Origin of the sequence: Thioclava kandeliae (genome assembly GCF_040297545.1) — a bacterium.
Lineage (GTDB): Bacteria > Pseudomonadota > Alphaproteobacteria > Rhodobacterales > Rhodobacteraceae > Thioclava > Thioclava kandeliae.
In genome coordinates, this window is record NZ_JAYWLC010000016.1 from 51,183 (window position 1) to 70,238 (window position 19,056).

The 19,056-nt window shown below is 62.9% G+C and carries 15 protein-coding genes; 8 read left to right on the top strand and 7 right to left on the bottom strand.

Going from position 1 to position 19,056, the window contains the following annotated elements:
- Window positions 1–12: 12 nt before the first annotated feature.
- Complete coding sequence (locus tag VSX56_RS15780) at window positions 13–1,302, top strand: ABC transporter substrate-binding protein (RefSeq protein WP_350938524.1); 1,290 nt, start codon at window positions 13–15, stop codon at window positions 1,300–1,302.
- Between the two features lie 53 nt (window positions 1,303–1,355).
- Window positions 1,356–2,156, top strand: a complete 801-nt coding sequence (locus VSX56_RS15785; protein WP_350938526.1) for a phosphodiesterase — start codon at window positions 1,356–1,358, stop codon at window positions 2,154–2,156.
- 27 nt (window positions 2,157–2,183) lie between these two features.
- Here VSX56_RS15785 and VSX56_RS15790 read toward each other — a convergent pair whose 3' ends face one another.
- The 3 genes from VSX56_RS15790 to VSX56_RS15800 all read right to left on the bottom strand — a co-directional run bounded on the left by VSX56_RS15790 (window position 2,184) and on the right by VSX56_RS15800 (window position 4,427).
- Window positions 2,184–2,912, bottom strand: coding sequence for a haloacid dehalogenase type II (locus tag VSX56_RS15790; protein WP_339114915.1), 729 nt, complete (start codon window positions 2,910–2,912; stop codon window positions 2,184–2,186).
- Between the two features lie 111 nt (window positions 2,913–3,023).
- Window positions 3,024–3,575, bottom strand: a complete 552-nt coding sequence (locus VSX56_RS15795; RefSeq protein ID WP_349295613.1) for an ImuA family protein — start codon at window positions 3,573–3,575, stop codon at window positions 3,024–3,026.
- Window positions 3,576–3,614: 39 nt separating this feature from the next.
- Window positions 3,615–4,427, bottom strand: a complete 813-nt coding sequence (locus tag VSX56_RS15800; RefSeq protein WP_350938529.1) for a helix-turn-helix domain-containing protein — start codon at window positions 4,425–4,427, stop codon at window positions 3,615–3,617.
- Window positions 4,428–4,576: 149 nt separating this feature from the next.
- Between VSX56_RS15800 and VSX56_RS15805 the strand changes: the two genes are divergently transcribed.
- From VSX56_RS15805 to VSX56_RS15815, 3 genes are all read left to right on the top strand, one after another.
- Window positions 4,577–6,001 (top strand): alanine/glycine:cation symporter family protein, encoded by a 1,425-nt coding sequence (locus VSX56_RS15805; RefSeq protein ID WP_350938531.1) that lies wholly within the window; start codon window positions 4,577–4,579, stop codon window positions 5,999–6,001.
- A 153-nt stretch (window positions 6,002–6,154) separates the two neighbouring features.
- Window positions 6,155–7,381 carry a putative DNA modification/repair radical SAM protein gene (locus VSX56_RS15810; protein ID WP_350938533.1) on the top strand — a complete coding sequence of 409 codons (1,227 nt, stop codon included), beginning with the start codon at window positions 6,155–6,157 and terminating at the stop codon, window positions 7,379–7,381.
- Complete coding sequence (locus tag VSX56_RS15815) at window positions 7,381–8,823, top strand: UdgX family uracil-DNA binding protein (protein ID WP_350938535.1); 1,443 nt, start codon at window positions 7,381–7,383, stop codon at window positions 8,821–8,823. The genes VSX56_RS15810 and VSX56_RS15815 overlap by 1 nt, the downstream gene beginning before the upstream one ends.
- Here the strand turns inward: VSX56_RS15815 and VSX56_RS15820 are convergent.
- Window positions 8,797–10,179 (bottom strand): alpha,alpha-trehalose-phosphate synthase (UDP-forming), encoded by a 1,383-nt coding sequence (locus VSX56_RS15820; RefSeq protein ID WP_350938537.1) that lies wholly within the window; start codon window positions 10,177–10,179, stop codon window positions 8,797–8,799. The two genes, VSX56_RS15815 and VSX56_RS15820, sit on opposite strands and share 27 nt — an antisense overlap.
- Window positions 10,180–10,419: 240 nt before the next feature.
- Here VSX56_RS15820 and VSX56_RS15825 point away from each other — a divergent pair, with 240 nt between their 5' ends.
- The 3 genes from VSX56_RS15825 to VSX56_RS15835 all read left to right on the top strand — a co-directional run bounded on the left by VSX56_RS15825 (window position 10,420) and on the right by VSX56_RS15835 (window position 15,006).
- Window positions 10,420–12,135 (top strand): thiamine pyrophosphate-dependent enzyme, encoded by a 1,716-nt coding sequence (locus tag VSX56_RS15825; RefSeq protein ID WP_350938539.1) that lies wholly within the window; start codon window positions 10,420–10,422, stop codon window positions 12,133–12,135.
- A gap of 120 nt (window positions 12,136–12,255) precedes the next feature.
- The gene (locus tag VSX56_RS15830; RefSeq protein ID WP_350938541.1) at window positions 12,256–13,278 is read left to right on the top strand and encodes a LacI family DNA-binding transcriptional regulator; all 1,023 of its coding nucleotides are present in this window, start codon (window positions 12,256–12,258) and stop codon (window positions 13,276–13,278) included.
- Between the two features lie 321 nt (window positions 13,279–13,599).
- On the top strand, window positions 13,600–15,006 hold the full coding sequence (locus tag VSX56_RS15835; protein ID WP_339114906.1) for a sugar porter family MFS transporter: 1,407 nt from the start codon (window positions 13,600–13,602) through the stop codon (window positions 15,004–15,006).
- A gap of 262 nt (window positions 15,007–15,268) precedes the next feature.
- On the opposite strand, the gene VSX56_RS15840 is transcribed toward VSX56_RS15835, so the two are convergent.
- From VSX56_RS15840 to VSX56_RS15850, 3 genes are read right to left on the bottom strand one after another with little or no spacing between them, the layout of a single operon-like run.
- Window positions 15,269–15,970 (bottom strand): GntR family transcriptional regulator, encoded by a 702-nt coding sequence (locus tag VSX56_RS15840; RefSeq protein WP_339114905.1) that lies wholly within the window; start codon window positions 15,968–15,970, stop codon window positions 15,269–15,271.
- 47 nt (window positions 15,971–16,017) lie between these two features.
- Window positions 16,018–17,430 carry an amidase family protein gene (locus tag VSX56_RS15845; RefSeq protein ID WP_350938544.1) on the bottom strand — a complete coding sequence of 471 codons (1,413 nt, stop codon included), beginning with the start codon at window positions 17,428–17,430 and terminating at the stop codon, window positions 16,018–16,020.
- Window positions 17,427–19,037: a gamma-glutamyltransferase gene (locus VSX56_RS15850; RefSeq protein ID WP_350938546.1), complete on the bottom strand. Its 1,611-nt coding sequence runs from the start codon at window positions 19,035–19,037 to the stop codon at window positions 17,427–17,429. Before VSX56_RS15850 ends, VSX56_RS15845 begins: the two co-directional genes overlap by 4 nt.
- Between the last annotated feature and the right edge of the window lie 19 nt (window positions 19,038–19,056).

Sequence of the window (19,056 nt, forward strand, 5' to 3'; positions counted from 1 at the left end):
CGGAGTTTTCCCATGTATCCCACCCGCCGCACCGTTCTGACGGGGCTTACCACCTCTGCCGCTTTGCTGATGGCGCTTCCCGCCATGGCGCAAGAGGTCACGCTGAATGTGCTCTACAACATGCCGGGCTTTACGAAATTCCATCAGCCGCTGGCCGAGGAATTCGAGAAGAACAATCCGGGTGTGAAGATCAACTTCCTAGCACCCGCCGCCAATTACACCGACGGTCAGGCGCAGGTGCTGCGCGCGGCGGTAACGGGCGATCTGCCGGATGTCTATTTCTCGGGCTATAACCTGACCGCCGAGCTGGTCCATACGCTGGAGCCGCGCGGCCAGATCACCGATCTGGGGCCCTTCATCGAGGCCGAGGGCGGTCAGTCCTTCCTCGACAAGAACTACTCGCCCAATATGGCGGCGCTTGGCCAGATCGATGGCAAGCAATACGGCCTGCCGGTCAATGCGTCTTCGCCGATCCTCTATATCAATTCCGAGCTGGTGAAAGAGGCGGGCGCCGATCCGGCGCATATGCCCGACACCATGCCCGAGCTGATCGCGCTTGGCGCCAAGATCCACCAGATGCATCCCGATATGGCGGGCATGGCCTATGATATCGCGGGCTGGCCGGATGACTGGCTGTGGCAGGCGCTGATCTTTGAACAGGGCGGCAAGCTGGTCGATGAGACCACCGGCAAGGTGGCTTTCGATAACGAGATCGGGCTGAACGCGCTGAAGATGATCCGCCAGATGGCCGCCGAGGCCGGTGCGCCGACCTTTGACTGGGATCAGGCACGCCAGCAGTTTGGTGCAGGCAAGACGGGCTTCATGGTCTCGACGCCTGCGCATGTGCAGACGATCGAGGGCCTTGTGGGCGACCGGTTCGCTCTGACCACCGCGACCTTCCCGCTGGATGACAAAACCAATGGCGGCGTTCCCACAGGCGGCAATTCGGCGGTGATCCTGACGCAGGACAAAGCCAAGCAACAGGCCGCGTGGAACTATCTCAAATGGATCACCGGCCCCGAGGCGCAGAACGTGATCGTGCGCATCACGGGCTATCTGCCCACCAACAAGAACGCCACCGGCGAGGCCTATCTGGCGCCTTATTACGCCGAGCATCCCAACGTAAAAACCGCCTCGCTGCAGGCCGACAAATCGCTGCCTTGGGCGGGTTATCCGGGTGGCGACTCGGTCCGTATCTGGCGCACCCAGCGTGACATCATCGGCACGGTCATGCGCGGCGAGGTCTCGCCCGAGGACGGGCTGAAGCAGATCGTGGAACAGACCAACGCCCTGATGGAATGACCCAAACCATGCGGGGGGCTCTGGCCTCCCGCATGACCTTTGAAAGCAGAGCCATGAAGATCATCCAGCTGACCGACACCCATCTGATGCCCGCGGGCCAACTGGCCAACACGGTGGACCCCGAGGCGCAGATGCGCGCGGCCATCGACGATATCCTGACCCGCCATAGAGACGCCGATCTGATGGTGATCACCGGCGATCTGTGCAACCACGGCGACCCCGAGGCCTATGACCTTCTTCGCGAGATCCTGGCGCCTGTGCCCTTCCCCGTGCGGCTGATGCTGGGCAATCATGACGACCGGCCCAATTTCATCGCCGCCTTCCCCGAGCATCCGCTGGATCCCAATGGCTATGTGCAGGGGGTTCAGGACACCGATTTCGGGCGGCTGATCTTTCTCGATACCCATGAGGCGGGCGTGATCGGCGGCATTTTCGGACCCGACCGGATGGAATTTCTGGACAAGGCCCTGCAAGGCGCAGGCCCGCTGCCGCCCACGATCTTCATCCACCACCCGCCGATGGATGACGGGATCGGCCATTTCACCAATATCAGCCTGCATGACGAGGGCCGCGTGATGGCGCGGTTGGCCGCCCATCCGCAGGGCATTCGCCATATCGTCTTCGGCCATATCCATATGCCGCTCACGGGCACCTCGCCCGAAGGCATCGCCTATAGCGCGGGTCAGGCCTGCGCGCATCGCTTCATCACCGAGATCGACCGCCCCGATCCGTGGTGGACCACAGGCCACGCCCATTACCGCGTGATCTTCCTCGACGGGCTGGGGTTCCGCGCCTTCATGGCCGAGGCTGGACAGGTGCCCACGGTGCAGGCCCCTGTCTGCGTCGGTCCCTGACTTTGGTCAGGGACTTCCCGCCCCGCCTCAGGCCATTGCGGCAACCGCCTCTTTATGCGCCTGCGCCAGTTCCGCCATCGAGTTGAAGCGGAAATCGTAGCTCGGCATCTCGCCCGGATTCATCGTGGCACCAAAGCCTTCCTTGTCGTGGCGGCGATAGATCCACGCATTGGCCAGCCCGTGACGGTTTGCGGGCTGGTGGTCATGGAACATGCTCTCGGCCGTATGCAGGATCTGGTCCTTGGCTATCCCGACCCGCGCCAGATGCCCGATCATATAGTCGAAATTCCGGTCCGAGGGCTTGTAGCTGCCGATATCCTCGGCGGTGTAGACATGATCGAAGGTCACGCCCAGCTTCGCATTGGAATGTTTGAACGAAGCCGCATCCACATTGGAGAGCACGCAGAGCTTGTAATGCTGCTGTAGGTAACGCAGCGCCTCGGCGCTATCGGGGAAGGCGGGCCAATGTTCGACCGACCGGCCATAGGTCTCGCATTCTTCCCATGTCACGGGGATCTGCCATTCCTCTGCCAGACGGCGATAGACGGTGGCCAGAAGCCGGGTATAGGGCATGGCCGGAGTCCAGGCCTGCTGGGTGCTTTCGTGATAGGCATGCGCCTCGAGGACCTGATCGCGGCTCAACGGGGTTTTCAGCTGCGAGGTCAGTGGCTTGAGCCCCTCGAACATGCCGCTCTCCCAGTCGATCAGCGTGCCATAGACGTCAAACGTCAGGATCTTGAAATCGGTCAAATTCATCGGGCCACCTTTACGCGATATCTGTCGGTTCGCCCTATTGCTAAAGATCATGACCGCGCGGACAAGCGCAATCGCCCGCGCGAGAGGCGCAGAAAGATGACGGGTCAATTTTTAGGCAGACGCCTGCGCCAGAACCCGCATCCGGCCCGCCTGCGCCTCCCATGCCAGACGCCATGTGCCAAGCGGGCCGGATTTGTTCTTGCTCAGATGCCAGTCCACCACCATGCCCTGCCCCAACGGGTCGAAGACCGGCTCCGCCCGCCAGCGGGTCTCGGCGGCGTTTGAGCCCATACCTTCGGGAATGATGCACAGCCCCAGACTGTTTCCGGCCTTGGCCGCCAGCTGCAAACGACGGCCTTCGCGCAGGTTCAGCGGGCGCGTGACCTCCAGCACCACAAAAGGCAGCGCACCATCCTTCAGCGCCTCTTCGGCCACGGCCAACGCATCGGTCTGGTCGGACGGACGCGCAAGCAAAAGCCCCTCGGGCGGGCGGAAGGGGATCAATCCCTGCGGGTCCAGCCCCTCGGCCCGCCATGCCTCGCGGATCCATAACACAGCAGCACTACGTGTCGTGATCAGGGCAAAGGCCATGGCTCCGGCGCCATGGACCTCATGCACCCGCCCGCGGCGCAACGCGATAGATGTGTGGAAATCGGCGACCATGTCAGGAACATATCAAGAACAGACGGATTCGCCAATGGGTTATGGCAGGGGCGCCTCGACCAGATGGCTTCCCGGTCGCAACCCGTTCGAGAGCATCAGCCGCACCTCTTCGGGGATCAGGCTGTCATCTGGCGCATAAAGCCCCGAGCGCCGCATCATCGCCCGCAGATCGACCGATTTGCCCAGATATTCCATGACCATCTGCGTGGCCGAAGGCGGACGCGGCGCACGGGCCGCCACCCCCGAAACCACCCCACTCAGATAGCGGATGCGATTGTTATAACTGGGATAGAGGATGATCTGCATCACCTCGTTACGGGTCAGCGTCTCCATCACCGTCATGAACAGACGATCGCCCAGCAGAAAACAGGCGCCCTCGTATTTGCAGGTAAACTTGCGCGCCCCAACACGGCCCACGCTCTCGACGCTTTTGACATTCACCCCGAAAGGGGTCTCGTAGAGCCTGGTCAGCGCGCAAAGCACCTGCCCCGGATGGGACATGGAATTATACCATGTGAGGTAATAGCCCAGATAGGGCATCAACGCCTTGGCCGAACCCGCCCGCAAATCGGTGGCTGTGCGGGCCACTGTATCAAGCTCGGTGCGCAATCCGGTGCTTTGCGGGCGCAGCCGGACGATCTCGGCGAATTGCGCATGCGACAGCAGCAGCTCGGCCTCTTCCACCCCGAAGAAGTCGCAGATCCGCCGCATGGAGCGCAGCGAGGGAAATGTCTCCCCCGTCAGGTAGCGGTTGAACTGCGAACGATTCACCCCCAACTGCTGGCAGACCGATACGATCGAGCTATGGTAACTACATAGTAGTCGTAGATTTCGTGGCAGATCCTGGGACACCCGCCCACCTCTTGATGCTAGTTGACGCTACTTATGTATCCGGTCGCGTCTGCCTGATGCAAGATAGACCATGGTATTCCGTAACTGCATCCCTAGTTTGCACCGAATTCGCGACAACAAAACCAAACGCGACAATAATGGGGGATATCATGGATTTTCTGGAGCTGATCTTTAGCAAGATCGGCGATCTGACTTGGGGTTGGTCGCTGATCCCGATTCTCGTCGTCTTCGGCGTGTTCATCACTCTGGCAACCGGCTTTGTGCAGTTCCGCTTTTTCGGACGGATGTTCCGCGTTCTGCGCAAATCGAACAACGCGGCCGATAATGACAAGATCTCGGCGCGCGAGGCGCTTCTGGTCTCGGTCGGCGGACGCGTAGGCGGCGGCAATATCGCAGGCGTTGCCGTGGCGATCACGCTGGGCGGTCCGGGGGCCGTATTCTGGATGTGGGCCGTGGCGCTTGTTGGCATGGCCACCAGCCTTGTCGAATGCTCGATCGCACAGCTGTTCAAGCGCCGCACGGGCGAACACAGTTTCCGTGGTGGTCCCGCCTATGCGATCATCCATGGTCTGGGCCCCGAATACAAATGGCTTGCAGGGCTCTACGCGGTCTGCCTCATTGCGGCCTTCGGCTTCGGCTTCAATGCGTTCCAGGGCAATACCGTGGCCGGCGCGATGCAGGACAGCTTCCATATCGACCGTCTCTGGACGGCAATCGGCCTGTCGATCATTTCCGCCATCATCATCTTTGGCGGTATCCACCGCATCGCGAAAGCCTCTGACGTGATCGTGCCGATCATGGCTGTGGGGTATCTGCTGATGGCGCTGGTGGTCATTGCGCTCAACATCACCGAAGTGCCGCAGGTCTTCTCGATGATCGTCAAGAATGCTTTCGGCATCGAACAGGCCGTCGGCGGCGGTATGGGCGCGGCCATCATGCAGGGCATGCGTCGCGGTCTCTTCTCGAACGAGGCGGGTCTGGGCTCCGCGCCCAACGTGGCCGCCACCGCAGAGGTGCGCCACCCGATCAGCCAGGGCATCACGCAGTCCTTCTCGGTCTTCATCGACACCATCGTCATCTGCTCGTGCACGGCTTTCGTGATCCTCTTGAGCGATGTCTATGTCCCCGGTGCCGAAGGGATCGACGGAGTGGTCCTCACGCAGCAATCGGTCACCAGCGAGCTGGGCAACTGGGCGCAATACTACCTGTCCATCGCGGTGCTGCTCTTTGCCTTCTCGTCCATCATCTACAACTACTATCTGGGCGAGAACGCGCTTTCGGTCTTTAGCGAAAGCCCCGTAGCGATCCTGATCCTGCGCATCGCGATCGTCGCTATTGTCTTCATCGGTGCGCTCGCACCCGGGGCAACGGCGGTGTTCTTCTTCTCGGACCCGCTGATGGGCGTGCTGGCGCTGGTGAACCTGTTGGCGATCATGATGCTGTTCCCCGTGGCGATGCGCCTCTTGCGCGATTTCCGCGCCCAGCTGAAGGCGGGCGTGGAGCGTCCGGTGCTCGACCCCGATATGTATGCGGATCTCGATATCGACCGCAGCGCATGGGACAAGAAACTCTGAGCGACAACCGATCCATAGGGCGCATAAGAACGCCCGAGGAGACCACTCGATGGGCTGCCGCAAGGCGGCCCTTTTTTCATGCCGCCAAACTGTGATGGGCGGGCCGTGAAAAATCCCTTGCCCGTTAACATGCGTGAACATATGATGAACACCATGGTCAAACGCACAATATCAGACAAGCTGGCAATCCTCGCCGATGCCGCCAAATATGATGCCTCCTGCGCCTCTTCGGGCGGGCAGAAACGGTCGTCGAAAGACGGCAAGGGCCTTGGCTCCTCGGGCGGGTCGGGCATCTGCCATGCTTATGCGCCGGACGGGCGTTGCATCAGCCTCCTGAAGATCCTGATGACCAATTTCTGCATCTATGACTGCGCCTACTGCATTAACCGTGCCTCCAGCCATGTCGAACGCGCCCGTTTCAGCGTCGAGGAAGTCGTCAGTCTGACGGTCGAGTTCTACCGCCGCAACTATATCGAGGGGCTGTTCCTTTCGTCGGGCATCATCCGCAGCCCCGATGATACGATGGCCGATATGGTGCGCATCGCACGCACGCTGCGGCAACAGGAGAACTTCCGCGGCTATATCCATCTCAAGACCATCCCCGATGCCGCCCCCGAGCTGATCGACGAGGCGGGCAAATGGGCGGACCGCCTATCGATCAATGTCGAGCTGCCCACCGATAAGGGGCTCTCGGATTACGCCCCCGAGAAAAGCGCCCAGCAGATCCGCACCGCGATGGCCGAGGTCCGCAACCGCCGCGAGGCCGCAAAGGAGCGCAGCCATAAAGGCCGCCGTGCGGGCCGCTTTGCGCCTGCGGGGCAGTCCACGCAGATGATCGTGGGGGCGGATGCGGCGCATGACGGCGATATCCTGCATTCGGCCTCGCGGCTTTATTCGGGCTATCACCTGTCGCGGGTCTATTATTCGGCCTTCTCGCCGATCCCCGATGCCTCGAAGCTGCTGCCCCTCAAACGCCCGCCCCTGATGCGCGAGCACCGGCTCTATCAGGCCGACTGGCTGATGCGGTTTTACGGATTCGAGGCGGGCGAGATCGCGCCACCCTCGGGGATGCTGGACCTTGAGGTGGATCCCAAAATGGCATGGGCGCTGGCCCATCGCGAGCAATTTCCGGTGGATGTGAACCGCGCGCCCAGGGAGCTGCTCCTGCGGGTGCCCGGCTTCGGCACCCGCTCGGTCGAACGCATTCTGGCGGCGCGCAAACATGGCACGCTGCGCTATGAGACGCTGGTGAAGATCGGCTGCGTGATGAAACATGCCCGCCCCTTTATCACCTTACCGGGCTGGACGGCGCGCAGCCTCGATGCGCAAGATTTGCGGGCCCGCTTTGCCCCGCCCCCCGAACAGCTGAGCCTCTTCTGATGGAAGAGATCGCCCTGCCCCGCATCGGCACGGTGGCCGCATGGCGCGAGACGGCGCGAGGGCTGGCCGCGCGCGGTGTGCCTGCCGAGGCCGTCCTCTGGCGGGTGGGAGAGGCGGCCCCCGATCTGTTCGGCGGCAGTGCCGCGCCCAAGGGTGCCCCCGTCACCCTGACCCTTCCCCGCGCAGCCCTTTCGGAGATCGAATGCGCGCTCCACCATTCCGACCCCGAGCGCTTTGCCCGCGCCTATGGCCTCGTGCTGCGCCTGTCGCGCGGGGCCCTACGCTGGGGCGACCGCAGTGATCCGGCGCTACACAAGCTCCTCGCACAGGCCAAGCATGTGCGGCGCGATATCCACAAGATGCATGCTTTTGTCCGCTTCCGCGAGATCACCGCCCAAGGCGCCAACCGCCGCGCCTTTGCTGCGTGGTTCGAGCCGGACCACCCTATCGTCGAGCCTGCGACCCCGTTCTTTGCCAAACGTTTCGGCGATATGGATTGGGTGATCGCCACACCCTCGCTGACCGCGCGGTTCGAGGGCGGCCGGTTGAGTTACACCGAAACCGAAGATCACACTCCACCCCCCGAGGATGCCACCGAAGAGCTGTGGCGGACCTATTTCACCCATATTTTCAACCCCGCGCGGCTGATGGTGAAGGCGATGACCTCCGAGATGCCGCGCAAATACTGGAAGAACCTGCCGGAGGCGCGGCTGATCCCCGAGATGATCCGGCAAGCGCCCGAACGCGCTCGCGCCATGCAGGAGGCCATGCCCCTGCCCGCCGCCGCCATCGCCGAGAAGCTGCGGCCCGCGCCGAAAGACCTGCCCGAGGATGTGACGCTTGCAACGATGAAACCGGCGCTCGATGCCTGCCGCCGCTGCGCCATCGGCCCCTGCGCGACTCAAGGGGTGGCGGGCGAAGGTGCAACCGCGGCCCGCGTGATGGTGGTGGGTGAACAGCCGGGGGAGCAGGAAGACCTGAAGGGCCGTCCCTTTGTAGGGCCAGCCGGCCAACTATTTGACCGCTGCGCGCAGGCAGCAGGGCTTAAGCGTGAAAAGATCTGGCTGACCAACGCGGTGAAGCATTTCAAATTCGCGCCACGCGGCAAGCAGCGGCTGCATCAGGCCCCGAATGCGGGAGAGGTGCAGGCCTGCCGCTGGTGGCTGGATCTCGAACGCAAGCTGGTCCGTCCCGATCTGGTAGTGGCGATGGGGGCCACCGCTGCCGCGTCATTGACCGGCACGGGCAAGGAGTTGGTCGAGCGCGCGGGACAGGTCGAGACCCTGCCCGATGGCACGCCCTGCCTGATCACCTATCACCCCGCCTACCTTCTGCGCCTGCCCGACCGCGCGCTAGCCGAGGCGCGGCAGGCAGAGTTCACCAGAAGCCTCGGCCTCGCCGCAGGCTGGCAGTCATCAGGCGCTGGCTCTGGGCGCCAGTGACAGGGTTGGCACGCAGCTGGCCAGCCGCGCAAGATAGCGATCCGTCCAGACCGAGATCCGGCTGTCGCGCACCACCTGCAGGCAATCCTCGAAACGGCATTTGCGCTCGGCCAGCGGCATCGCTAAGGCCAGCTCTACCGCGCCCGCCGTCTCGTCCAGATCATGCGGATTGATCAGGAGCGCACCTTTCATATCCTCCGCCGCCCCCGCAAAGCGCGACAGCACCAATACTCCCGGATCTTCGGGGTCCTGAGCCGCGACGAATTCCTTGGCCACAAGGTTCATCCCGTCGGCAAGAGGCGTGACCAGTCCCACCTCGGCACGGCGCATGAGCCCGATCAGCCGCTCGCGATCGACCGAGCGATGCACGAAGCGCAAGGGCTGCCAATCCAGCTCGGAATACCGTCCGTTGATACGGCCCGAAATCGCCTGCAATTCGCTGGTGATCTGCTGATAAGCCGCGACATCGGCGCGACTGGGCGAGGCGATCTGCAAGAGCGTGGGCCGCGCCTGCGGATCGATGCGCCCCTGCAGGAGACGCCCGAAGGCCTCGAATTTCTGCGGCAGGCCTTTGCTGTAATCCAGCCGGTCGGCACCGATGATCAGCTCGCGCGGATCGGCCGCCCCGAAAGGTCCCGTGTCGGCGCGCGCGGCAATTCCCTCGATCTGCTCGCTGTCGATCCCGATCGGGAACGACGCCACAGAGACGATATTCTCCTCGAATTTCACCGTCCCGTCGCGCAGGAATTCGGCCCGCGGATCGGCGCGAAACATCTCGAACGCACGCGCCACATCGCGGCGCGTCTGCAGCCCGACGAGATTGTAGCCCGCAAGCCAGCGCGCGAAATCCTTGGGGCGCGGCAACACATCGAGATCGGTGATGTTGGGGAAAGGAATATGCAGGAAGAAACCGATCCGGTTGGTCACCCCGAGCGAGCGCAGCATCGTGGCCAGCGGCAGAAAATGGTAATCATGCACCCAGATCACATCCTGTGGGCCAAGCTCCTTGGCGATAAGCCGCGCCAGACGCAGGTTCACCGCCAGATAATCGGCGCGGTATTCGGAGCGGATTTCGACCAGATCGGTGCGGCGATGGCAGACAGGCCAGAGCACCGAATTGGCGTAGCCGCTGTAATAATTGGCGCGCTCGGCGGCACTCAGACGGAAGGCGCGCTTCTGGTAGGGCACATTGCCCAGATCGTGAAGCCTGTCGCGCCCTTCCTCGGACGGGTCGGGATCGGCGCCGATCCATGTGCCGCCGCGCGCCAGAAGCGCGTCATGCAGCGCCACAACCAGCCCTCCGGAAGGATCGCCCGTGGGGATCCTGTTTGAAACAACGATCAGCCGCCCTGCCATTATAGCCTCCTCAAAACCCGCACATGGGCGGGCCCGCCATTTCCATGAATTCTACGCGGTAACGCAGCGGCGGAGGCGCTGTTCCTTGATATGAGATCAATTTCTGCTTTCGGGCTCTCTCTCGTCGCGTCATGCCCCGCCCTCACACTCTTGTGCGCGCGCGACAGGATCCGAGCTGCCCGCCAAAACGTTGCAGGGACAGACGTAAAACCTCAGATTTCAACTCCGAAAGGCTGCGATATGTCCAAATCCGTTGCAAAAATCATTACCGAGACCCTTCAGGCCGCAGGGGCCAAGCGCTGTTACGGTGTGGTCGGCGATACAATCAACCATTTCACCGACGTATTGCGCAAATCCGAGATCGACTGGGTGCATGTGCGCCACGAGGAGGCGGGCGGATTTGCTGCCGGCGGCGAGGCGTATATGACGGGCGAGCTGACGCTATGTGCGGGCACCTGCGGGCCGGGATCGCTGCATTTCGTGAATGGCCTGTTCGAAAGCCACCGCAACGGCGCGCCGGTCGTACTGATTGCCTCAAATGTGGCGCGTAACGAGGAAGGTCTGGGCTTTCCGCAAGAGGTCGACCAGAAAGCGATCTATCAACAGGCATCGGTGTTTTGCGAGCGGATTTCCCACCCCGATCAGGCGCGCCGGATCACCACCCTTGCCGCACAGGCCGCGCTGACCAAGAAGGGGCTCGCGGTCATCATCGTCAATGGCGACATGTTCACCGAGAAATCCGAGGACGCGCTGGCATGGTCGGTGCACCGGCCTGCGCCCGTTGTGACCCCCGCACCTACCGAACTGGCGCGACTGGCGCAGATGGTGGATCAGGCGCAGCGCCCCGTGATCTATGCAGGGATCGGTGCCCGCGATGCCCGCCCCGAATTGATCGCGCTGGCCGAGAAGATCCGCGCGCCCATCGTGCACTCGACCCGCGCGAAGGAGTTCATCGAGCCCGACAATCCGTGGCAGGTCGGCATGACCGGCATTCTGGGCAATCGCGCGGGCATGGAGGCCGTGGCGAATTGCGACCTCATGCTCTGTCTAGGCACCGATTTCGCCTATACGCAGTTCTATCCCGAGAAAGCCAAAATCGTGCAGGTGGATATCGACCCGATGGCGATCGGGCGGCGTTCCCCTGTGGATCTGGGGCTAATCGGCGATGTGACGGCCACCGTTCAGGCGCTCCTGCCCCAGCTCGCACCGCATTCCGATACCCGCTGGCTGAAAAAGGCCGTGGAGCAATATCACAGGGATCTCGAAGGCTATGGCCGCGAGGCGCGCGAGCCCGACCCGAGCCTGATCCATCCGCAGGCACTGACCATGGCGATCAACCACCATGCAATGGATGATGCGGTCTTCACCGCGGATGGCGGCTCTCCCATGGTATGGATGCTGCGCCATATCCGCGCGAAGGGCCAGCGCCGCTTCCTGACCTCGCTCCTGCATGGCACGATGGCCAATGCCTATCCGCAGGCGATGGGGATCGCCAAGGCCTATCCCGACCGTCAGGTGATCGCGCTTTGCGGCGATGGCGGGCTGTCGATGCTGATGGGGGATCTACTGACGCTGAAGCAGGAAGACATCCCTGTAAAGATCGTCATCTATAACAACGAGACTCTGGGCTTTGTGGAGATGGAACAGCGTGTCGAGGGTCTGCTTGACGCCTTCACCGGCCTGAAGAACCCCGATTTCGGCGAGGTTGCCCGCGCGATGGGCCTCTGGGGGCGCAGGGTCGAGACCGCAAGCGACCTGCAGGCGGCGGTGGCCGACTGGCTGGCCCAGCCCGGCCCTGCAGTGCTCGATGTGCGCACGAGCCGGATGGAATTGGTCATGCCCCCCAAAATCGCGGCCTCGCAGGTCGCCTCCACCGCGCTTTTCGGTGCCAAGGCGGTGGCGAAGGGGCGCAGCAAGGAGGTCGTCGATCTCCTGGCCGATAACTTCCTGCGTTAAACGGGTGACAGGTCGCGCCGGAACGTCGTGGGACTGCAAAGACAGGTGCATATGCCCGATTTGCGATATACACTGGGGCTCGCCCGATAGGGCGTTACAGACATCCGTGCAGGCCAGCCCATGACGATGAAGAAGCGACCCAAGATGAAGGATGTGGCCGATGCGGCAGGCGTCAGCCTTTCGACCGTGGACCGCATCCTCAACCGCCGTGGCACCGTGAGCGCGGCCACGGTGGCCCATGTGCTGCGCGCTGCGGAACGTATCGGCTATCACGGGGTGCCGACCATTCTGGGCCGGTTGACCGAAGGTGCGCCAGAAGCGAAGTTCGGCTTCATTCTCAACTCACGGTCGCGGGAATTCTATGCGGAACTTGCGCATATCCTGCAGATACGCTGCGACGGCTCCACACAGCTCGACATCACACACGAGATCATCCATCTCGACAAGCCCGACGATCGCGAGACGGCGGAGGCGTTGCGCGCCCTGAGCCGGACCTGCAGCGCCATTGCGATCGTGGCGATTGACGGCCCGGCGACGCGACAGGCCATTGCCGAGGCGAATATGCCGGTCTTTGCACTCCTCAGCCCGCTTCGTTGTCCCGAGATCGCGGGGTTCATCGGCGCGAATGGAGAGAAGATGGGCCGTGGCACCGGCTGGCTGATGCGGCAGCTATGCCGCAAGCAAGGCGTGGTGGCGATTCTGCTGGGCTCGATCGACTATGACATCCACCGCGCCTATGATGTGGGCCTGCGCGACTATCTGGCCGAGAGCGAGACGCTGACCGTCCTGCCCTATATGGAGACGCGGGAATCCGACCAGATCGCCTACGAGATCGTCTCGAAGCTGCTGGCAACCGAACCCGATCTGGCGGGGCTCGCGGTTCTGGGGGGCGGGCTGCGCGGCGCGGCCGATGCGCTCGCCAATTTTGCGGGGCCGCGCGTGCCTCTGGTCGGCACCGAACATTGCGATGCGGGCGATGCCGAACTCCGGTCGGGCCGTGTCGATGCTATTATCAGCCACTCGATTTACGAAATCGCCGAAAAGGTTGTCCGGCAGATGGAAGAAGCCACGCTCTATCCGGAGGCGCGCCTCCTCGATACGCTCGACATCCGCATCGATATCCGGATTGCAGAGACAATCTAACCAAAAGCAGGCTCATAACCTTGCCGGAATATCTCATAATGAGAAAATATGGCTATCTGGGATGAAACATTTCCCATAATATCTCTCATTTACCAATATTTTTGGCACTCAAGAGAGATGGTTGCTTTGATACGTCAAATCAGATGGTTAGCACAGCCGTCGGGAACGCGCTCTGGCAAGAAAGCATCCCCCTGGCCCGTATCATGGCAAGTTTAACAATCATTTCTTCCAGAAAAAACATGATGATATCAGATCAAACCCTGCGCTAGGATATACCTGCCCGGGAGGGGATGACTTAATTTAATCTGGAGGGGATTATCTTTGTCGCATATTCAAACCAACAATGATGGTGATGCAGGCGCGTCAGACGCTGCCGGATCACATACCAAGCGTTTGGGGTCGATCATCATCGTCTCGACCTTGGGCGGGCTGCTCTTCGGATATGACACGGGCGTCATCAACGGCGCGCTCGAGCCGCTCCGCCATGATCTCGGCCTGTCGGCGGCGCGCGAAGGGTTCGTCGTGTCGATCCTGGTCTTCGGTGCGGCGATCGGCGCGATGATCGGCGGCAATCTGGCCGACCGTTTTGGCCGCCGCAGCTGTATTCTGGCGCTGTCGGCCCTGTTCATCATTGGCACGATCGGAGCGGCGACTGCGCCCAACTGGGAGATGCTTGCGCTTTTCCGCTTTGTGCTGGGCACCGCCGTGGGGGGCGCATCGGCCATCGTCCCGATCTACATCGCCGAAGTGGCGCCGCATGACCAGCGCGGCAGCCTCGTGACCCGCAACGAGCTGATGATTATCATCGGTCAGGTCGCGGCCTTCGTGATCAACGCGATCATCTACAATTTCTGGGGTCATCATGCCTCTGTCTGGCGCTATATGCTGATCATCGCAGTGCTTCCGGCCTTCGCGCTGATGATCGGAATGCTGCGAATGCCCTCCAGCCCGCGCTGGCTGTCGTCGCAGGACCGCCATGACGAGGCGCTCGATGTGCTGCGCCAGATCCGCCCCGAGCATCAGGCCCGCGCCGAAGTGCGCGAGTTGAAGGAGCTGGGAAATGACGAGGCCGATGTCACCAGCATGTGGCGCGAGCCCTGGGTCCGCCGGCTGATCGTGATCGGGGTCGTGCTGGGGGTATGCCAGCAATTCACCGGCATCAACGCGATCATGTATTACGGCACACAATTGCTTCAGGATTCGGGCTTCTCGGCACAGGCCGCGATCATCGCCAATATCCTCAACGGGCTCATGAGCCTTGCAGGGATCATCGTGGGCCTGATCATCATGAACAAGATCGACCGCCGGACCATGCTGCTGGGGGGCTTCGGGCTGATCGCCGTCTTCCATCTTCTGGTGGGGCTAGCCGCCCTGTGGATGCCCGAAACCGCGTTCAAACCCTATGCAATCATGGTGCTCGTCGCCGCCTTCGTCTTCTTCATGCAGGGCACGATCGGACCGCTGGTCTGGCTGCTTCTGGCCGAGATGTTCCCGCTGCGCATCCGCAGTTTCGCGATGGGCATATGCGTATTCTGCCTATGGATCGCCAACGCGATACTGACCTTCGTCTTCCCGCCTTTCGTGGCAGCCTTCGGCATCGCTCCAGCCTTCTTCATCTTCGCGATCATCGCGGTGGGATCGTTCCTCTTCGTGCATCGCTGGGTACCCGAGACACGCGGCCTATCGCTCGAGGCCTTCGAGGAGAAGATCCGCGCCGGCACCCTGTAAGGCCCGCCCCGGTTCCCGGACGAGCGTGCGCACCTGCCTTCGGGCGGGTGCATTTTTATGGCGAACATGGTCAGAAAGAAACAGGCAGAGATGTTGCCGGCCGACTGGGGGCAAGGGTGTGGGGTGGTGCGCCGGCCGGCAACGAATGCTGCTTGCGAGGAACAATATGCGAACAAAAACTGCCGCTTTCAACCGATTCCATGCGCACCCGGGTCGGCAAATATCTAAAATGCCGCGAGAATAATTAATGCTTTCATAGGAGCTAACCCTTGTGAGTATTGGCGGGCGGGGTTTCATTGGCCATCAGCCAGGCAATCAGCCGTTCGCCCTCGGACTGGTCATGCGCCCATGCGGCATCGGCAGCGGCCTTGGCGTCGCGGGCACGGAAGGCCACAATGAGCGGTTCATGCTGGGCGATAATATCCTCGGGGCCGGTCGCGACATGCAGGTTGCTGGTTGCGATGAACACCCGCACCTGCTGCTCGACCACACGGTATTGCGCCGCCAGCCGCGCATTATCGGCCCCGTCGATGATCACCTGATGCAGCGCGAAATCGGCGGCGCTGATGGCACGCATGTTTCCCCGCGCACAGGCCGCCTCCAGCTCGGCATAGGCTTCTTCGATCGCGGCAAACACCGCCTCATCCCCACGGCTGACCGCCAACCGCGAGGCAAGGCTTTCCAGCGCCCCGCGCAAGGTCCAGATTTCCCAGATATCCTTTGTCGACAGCCGCGCCACCTGCCAGCCGGTATAGGGGATCTGCTCGATCAACCCTTCCCCCGCCAACCGGTGCAGCGCCATCCGCAATGTGGCGCGCGACACGCCCAGCTGTTCGGACATGGCCGCCTCGGTCAGCCGGTCGCCCGGGCCGATCTCGCCCGACAGAATGAAAGAGCGCAGATTGTCGATCACGATCGCTTCGGTCGATTGCCGCGTAACGGGGCGCAGGTTCTTCAGTGTCATACCGTCTCTCTCCAAACACGGTCTGCGCCCTTATAGACCGACCTCTCTTAAGGAAGCGCCACCCTCACCTGCGGGCCGCGCGCCTCGATGGCCTCGGCGCAGCCAAGCGCCACATCCTCGCGGAATTTCGGCGCCACGATCTGCACCCCCACCGGCGTGCCATCCTCCAGAAGTCCGGTATTCAGCGTCAGCGCTGGAAGCCCCGTGACCGGCAGAGCGATCATCGACATCTGGGACGCCCAGACCCGCCTATACGAGGCCTCATCGGCCAGATCAAGGTTATCGGCAAAGGGCAGCTCTGCCGAGGGCGGCAGCAGCACCACCGGATAGCGCGCCATGAACAGCCCCCAGTCGCGCGCAATCGCCATCCGCGCGGTCAGGGCTTTGGCAATCGCATCGGGACCCAGACCTTTTACAAACTCCGCCTGCCCGCGCAGCGCGGCCAATGCACCCGGATCGCCCTCGGCCTCGGCGCTGGCCAGAAGCGCCTCATAGCCATCCCCCATCCACAGCGTAAGCTGCAACGGCACGGCGCTTGCCAATGCAGGAAGTTCAACCTCATCCACCTGCCAGCCCGCCTCGCGCAGCCGTTCGGCTGCCGCATGAAGCGCGGCCACCAGCTCGGGCGCGGTCTCGGACCCGTCGGGATGGGTGCACAGCGCCGCGCGTTTGGGCAGATCCGCCCCGTGGAACGGCGCAGGCACCGCCCAGGGGTCACAGGCATCGGGTCGCAGCATCGCCTGAAACGCCAGCCGCAAATCCCCTACCGTCCGCGCCAGAGGGCCGGAGACCGCCATGATCTGCCCGCCAATCGTGCGGTCGGGGCCGGAGGCGTTCCACGCCGCCACCCGCCCGACCGAAGGACGCAGCCCGTGCACCCCGCAGGCATAGGCCGGATAGCGTACCGACCCCGCGATATCGGTGCCATGGCCGATCGCGCCCAGACCGGCGGCCACAGCCGCTCCCGCACCGCCCGAGGATCCGCCCGGCGTCAGCCCTTTCTTGCGCGGATTATACGTGGCCCCATGCAACAGGTTATTGGTGAACCAGCGATAGCTGAAGGCAGGCGTATTGGTGCGCCCCAAAGGCACGGCATCAGCTGCCAGAAAGCTCTCGACCACCGGATTATTGCTTCGGGCGATCAGGTCTTTCTGTGCCTTCAGGCCATTGGTCGTGGCATAACCCGTCTGGTCGACATTGACCTTGATCGTGACCGGCACACCGGCCAGAGCCCCCACCGCCGCACCGCGCGCACGTCTGGCATCCACCGCATCGGCGGCGGCCAAGGTCTTTTCGGGCTGGAAATCGACAATGGCATTGATCGCGGGGTTCGTGGCCTCCACCCGTGCGATATGGGCCAAAGCCACCTCGCGCGCGCTCAGATCGCCCGACTTGATTGCCGCGGCCAGACGGGTCGCGGGCCATGCCCAGAGGGCATCCGGCGTTTGGGTATCCTTCATGTCAGATCTCCTTGCATCGGCATCAGCGCCTCACCTTCGACCACCGCATCGGCCCAGAGGTGCCACGGCTCCGCCATGCCCTCGTTGACGGGGCCCTCCTTCATGGGGTTTTCCACCCGCCGCACGGCCCCCAGAGTGGTGAAGCTGTTGGGCTGGATCTCGCGGTCGGTCATTACCACGTCAAACTCCCCAGACAGCGTGGTGATCACCTCCTGCCCCAACCGCGCATCCGCCACCAGCACAGGCGGTGCCGACAGATCATAGCGCGGAGCGGCAATCGCCTCCTCGAGCGACATGCCGCGATCTACCAGATGGATCAGCGCCTGATAGATTGCGGGCAGGATCTTGCGACCGCCCGAACCGCCAATGGCCACCGTCTCGCCAGCGCCGGTCATCATCATCGGCGCGTAATTGGCCAGCGCCTTGGTGGCGGGCGCAATGCAGTTGATCCGTCCCTGTCGCGGGTCGAACCAGTTCACACCGTTATTGAGGAGGATCCCCGTCGAGGGTGACACCACTGCCGAGCCAAACAGTGACAGAAGCGTCTGGGTCATCGACACGCACATGCCCTCGGCATCGACCACCGAGAAATGGGTGGTGCAGCTGGGCAAGGACCGCTCGGCCCCGTCGCCCATCTGCGTAAAGCGATGCTCCCACGCCTTGGCCAGAGCGCGGGCGCTGGTCAGGCAATCGGCTGCGGGCGTTTTATTGAGATGGCGCAGCGCCAGGGCCACTGTCACGCCGCCATTGAGCACAGGAACAAAGTGCAAAGCGCGGTCACGATAGGGTTCGGAGGCGGCGGGCGTGACCTCGGCTTTGAACCCTGCCAGATCATGGCTGCTCAGATAGCCGCCCAGAGCCTGAATGTCGTGGGCAAGCCCCTCGGCAATCGCGCCGTGATAGAGCGCATCGGCCCCCTCGCGGGCAATCACCGCAAGCGTTTCGGCCAAGGCAGGATTTGCCAGCCGCGCGACCTTGCCCGCCACGGCAGCAGGCGCCACAGGCGGCAGACCATCGGGCAGAAACCACGCGGCCATCGCCTCGTTGCGGCGGATCCGGCCCATCTCCTGCGCGGCCCATGCGGTGACATGGGCATCCACCATCAGCCCCTCGCGGGCAAGCGCCACAGCAGGCGCCACCAGATCGGCCCAAGGCAGGCGGCCAAAGCGGGCATGTGCGGCCTCGAGCCCCCGCAAAAGCCCCGGAATACAGACCGATTTCGCACCGATCACATTGCGGTCCTCAAGCACATTGGGCCAGCCGAAGAGATCGCCATCCTTGCCCTCGACCACCGGAAAATCATCCGGGTCCAGTGCGGCGGGCGAGACCGCCCCCGCATCGATCGCCGTAACCTCGCCTCCTTCGGGGCGCACAAGGATCCCCCCCACCCCGCCGATCCCGCTCATCCATGGCTCGAGAACCCCCAGCGCGAAGGAGGTCGCCACCGCGGCATCCACAGCCGAGCCGCCCTGGGCCAGAATATCCGCGCCGATCTGGGCGGCATGGCGGTTCTGGGCGGTCACGATGCCACGCGGGCTGCGGGCTGCAGGTTTGGTCAGGGACAGGTTGCGCGACACATGGGTCGAGCGGATATCGGTCAGGGTCATTTCAGGTCCGTATCGGAAA

Coding starts and splice junctions, on each gene's coding strand:
- VSX56_RS15780 (WP_350938524.1), top strand. CDS start 13: ATGTATCCCACCCGCCGCACCGTTCTGACGGGGCTTACCACCTCTGCC.
- VSX56_RS15785 (WP_350938526.1), top strand. CDS start 1,356: ATGAAGATCATCCAGCTGACCGACACCCATCTGATGCCCGCGGGCCAA.
- VSX56_RS15790 (WP_339114915.1), bottom strand. CDS start 2,912: ATGAATTTGACCGATTTCAAGATCCTGACGTTTGACGTCTATGGCACG.
- VSX56_RS15795 (WP_349295613.1), bottom strand. CDS start 3,575: ATGGTCGCCGATTTCCACACATCTATCGCGTTGCGCCGCGGGCGGGTG.
- VSX56_RS15805 (WP_350938531.1), top strand. CDS start 4,577: ATGGATTTTCTGGAGCTGATCTTTAGCAAGATCGGCGATCTGACTTGG.
- VSX56_RS15810 (WP_350938533.1), top strand. CDS start 6,155: ATGGTCAAACGCACAATATCAGACAAGCTGGCAATCCTCGCCGATGCC.
- VSX56_RS15815 (WP_350938535.1), top strand. CDS start 7,381: ATGGAAGAGATCGCCCTGCCCCGCATCGGCACGGTGGCCGCATGGCGC.
- VSX56_RS15820 (WP_350938537.1), bottom strand. CDS start 10,179: ATGGCAGGGCGGCTGATCGTTGTTTCAAACAGGATCCCCACGGGCGAT.
- VSX56_RS15825 (WP_350938539.1), top strand. CDS start 10,420: ATGTCCAAATCCGTTGCAAAAATCATTACCGAGACCCTTCAGGCCGCA.
- VSX56_RS15830 (WP_350938541.1), top strand. CDS start 12,256: ATGACGATGAAGAAGCGACCCAAGATGAAGGATGTGGCCGATGCGGCA.
- VSX56_RS15840 (WP_339114905.1), bottom strand. CDS start 15,970: ATGACACTGAAGAACCTGCGCCCCGTTACGCGGCAATCGACCGAAGCG.
- VSX56_RS15845 (WP_350938544.1), bottom strand. CDS start 17,430: ATGAAGGATACCCAAACGCCGGATGCCCTCTGGGCATGGCCCGCGACC.
- VSX56_RS15850 (WP_350938546.1), bottom strand. CDS start 19,037: ATGACCCTGACCGATATCCGCTCGACCCATGTGTCGCGCAACCTGTCC.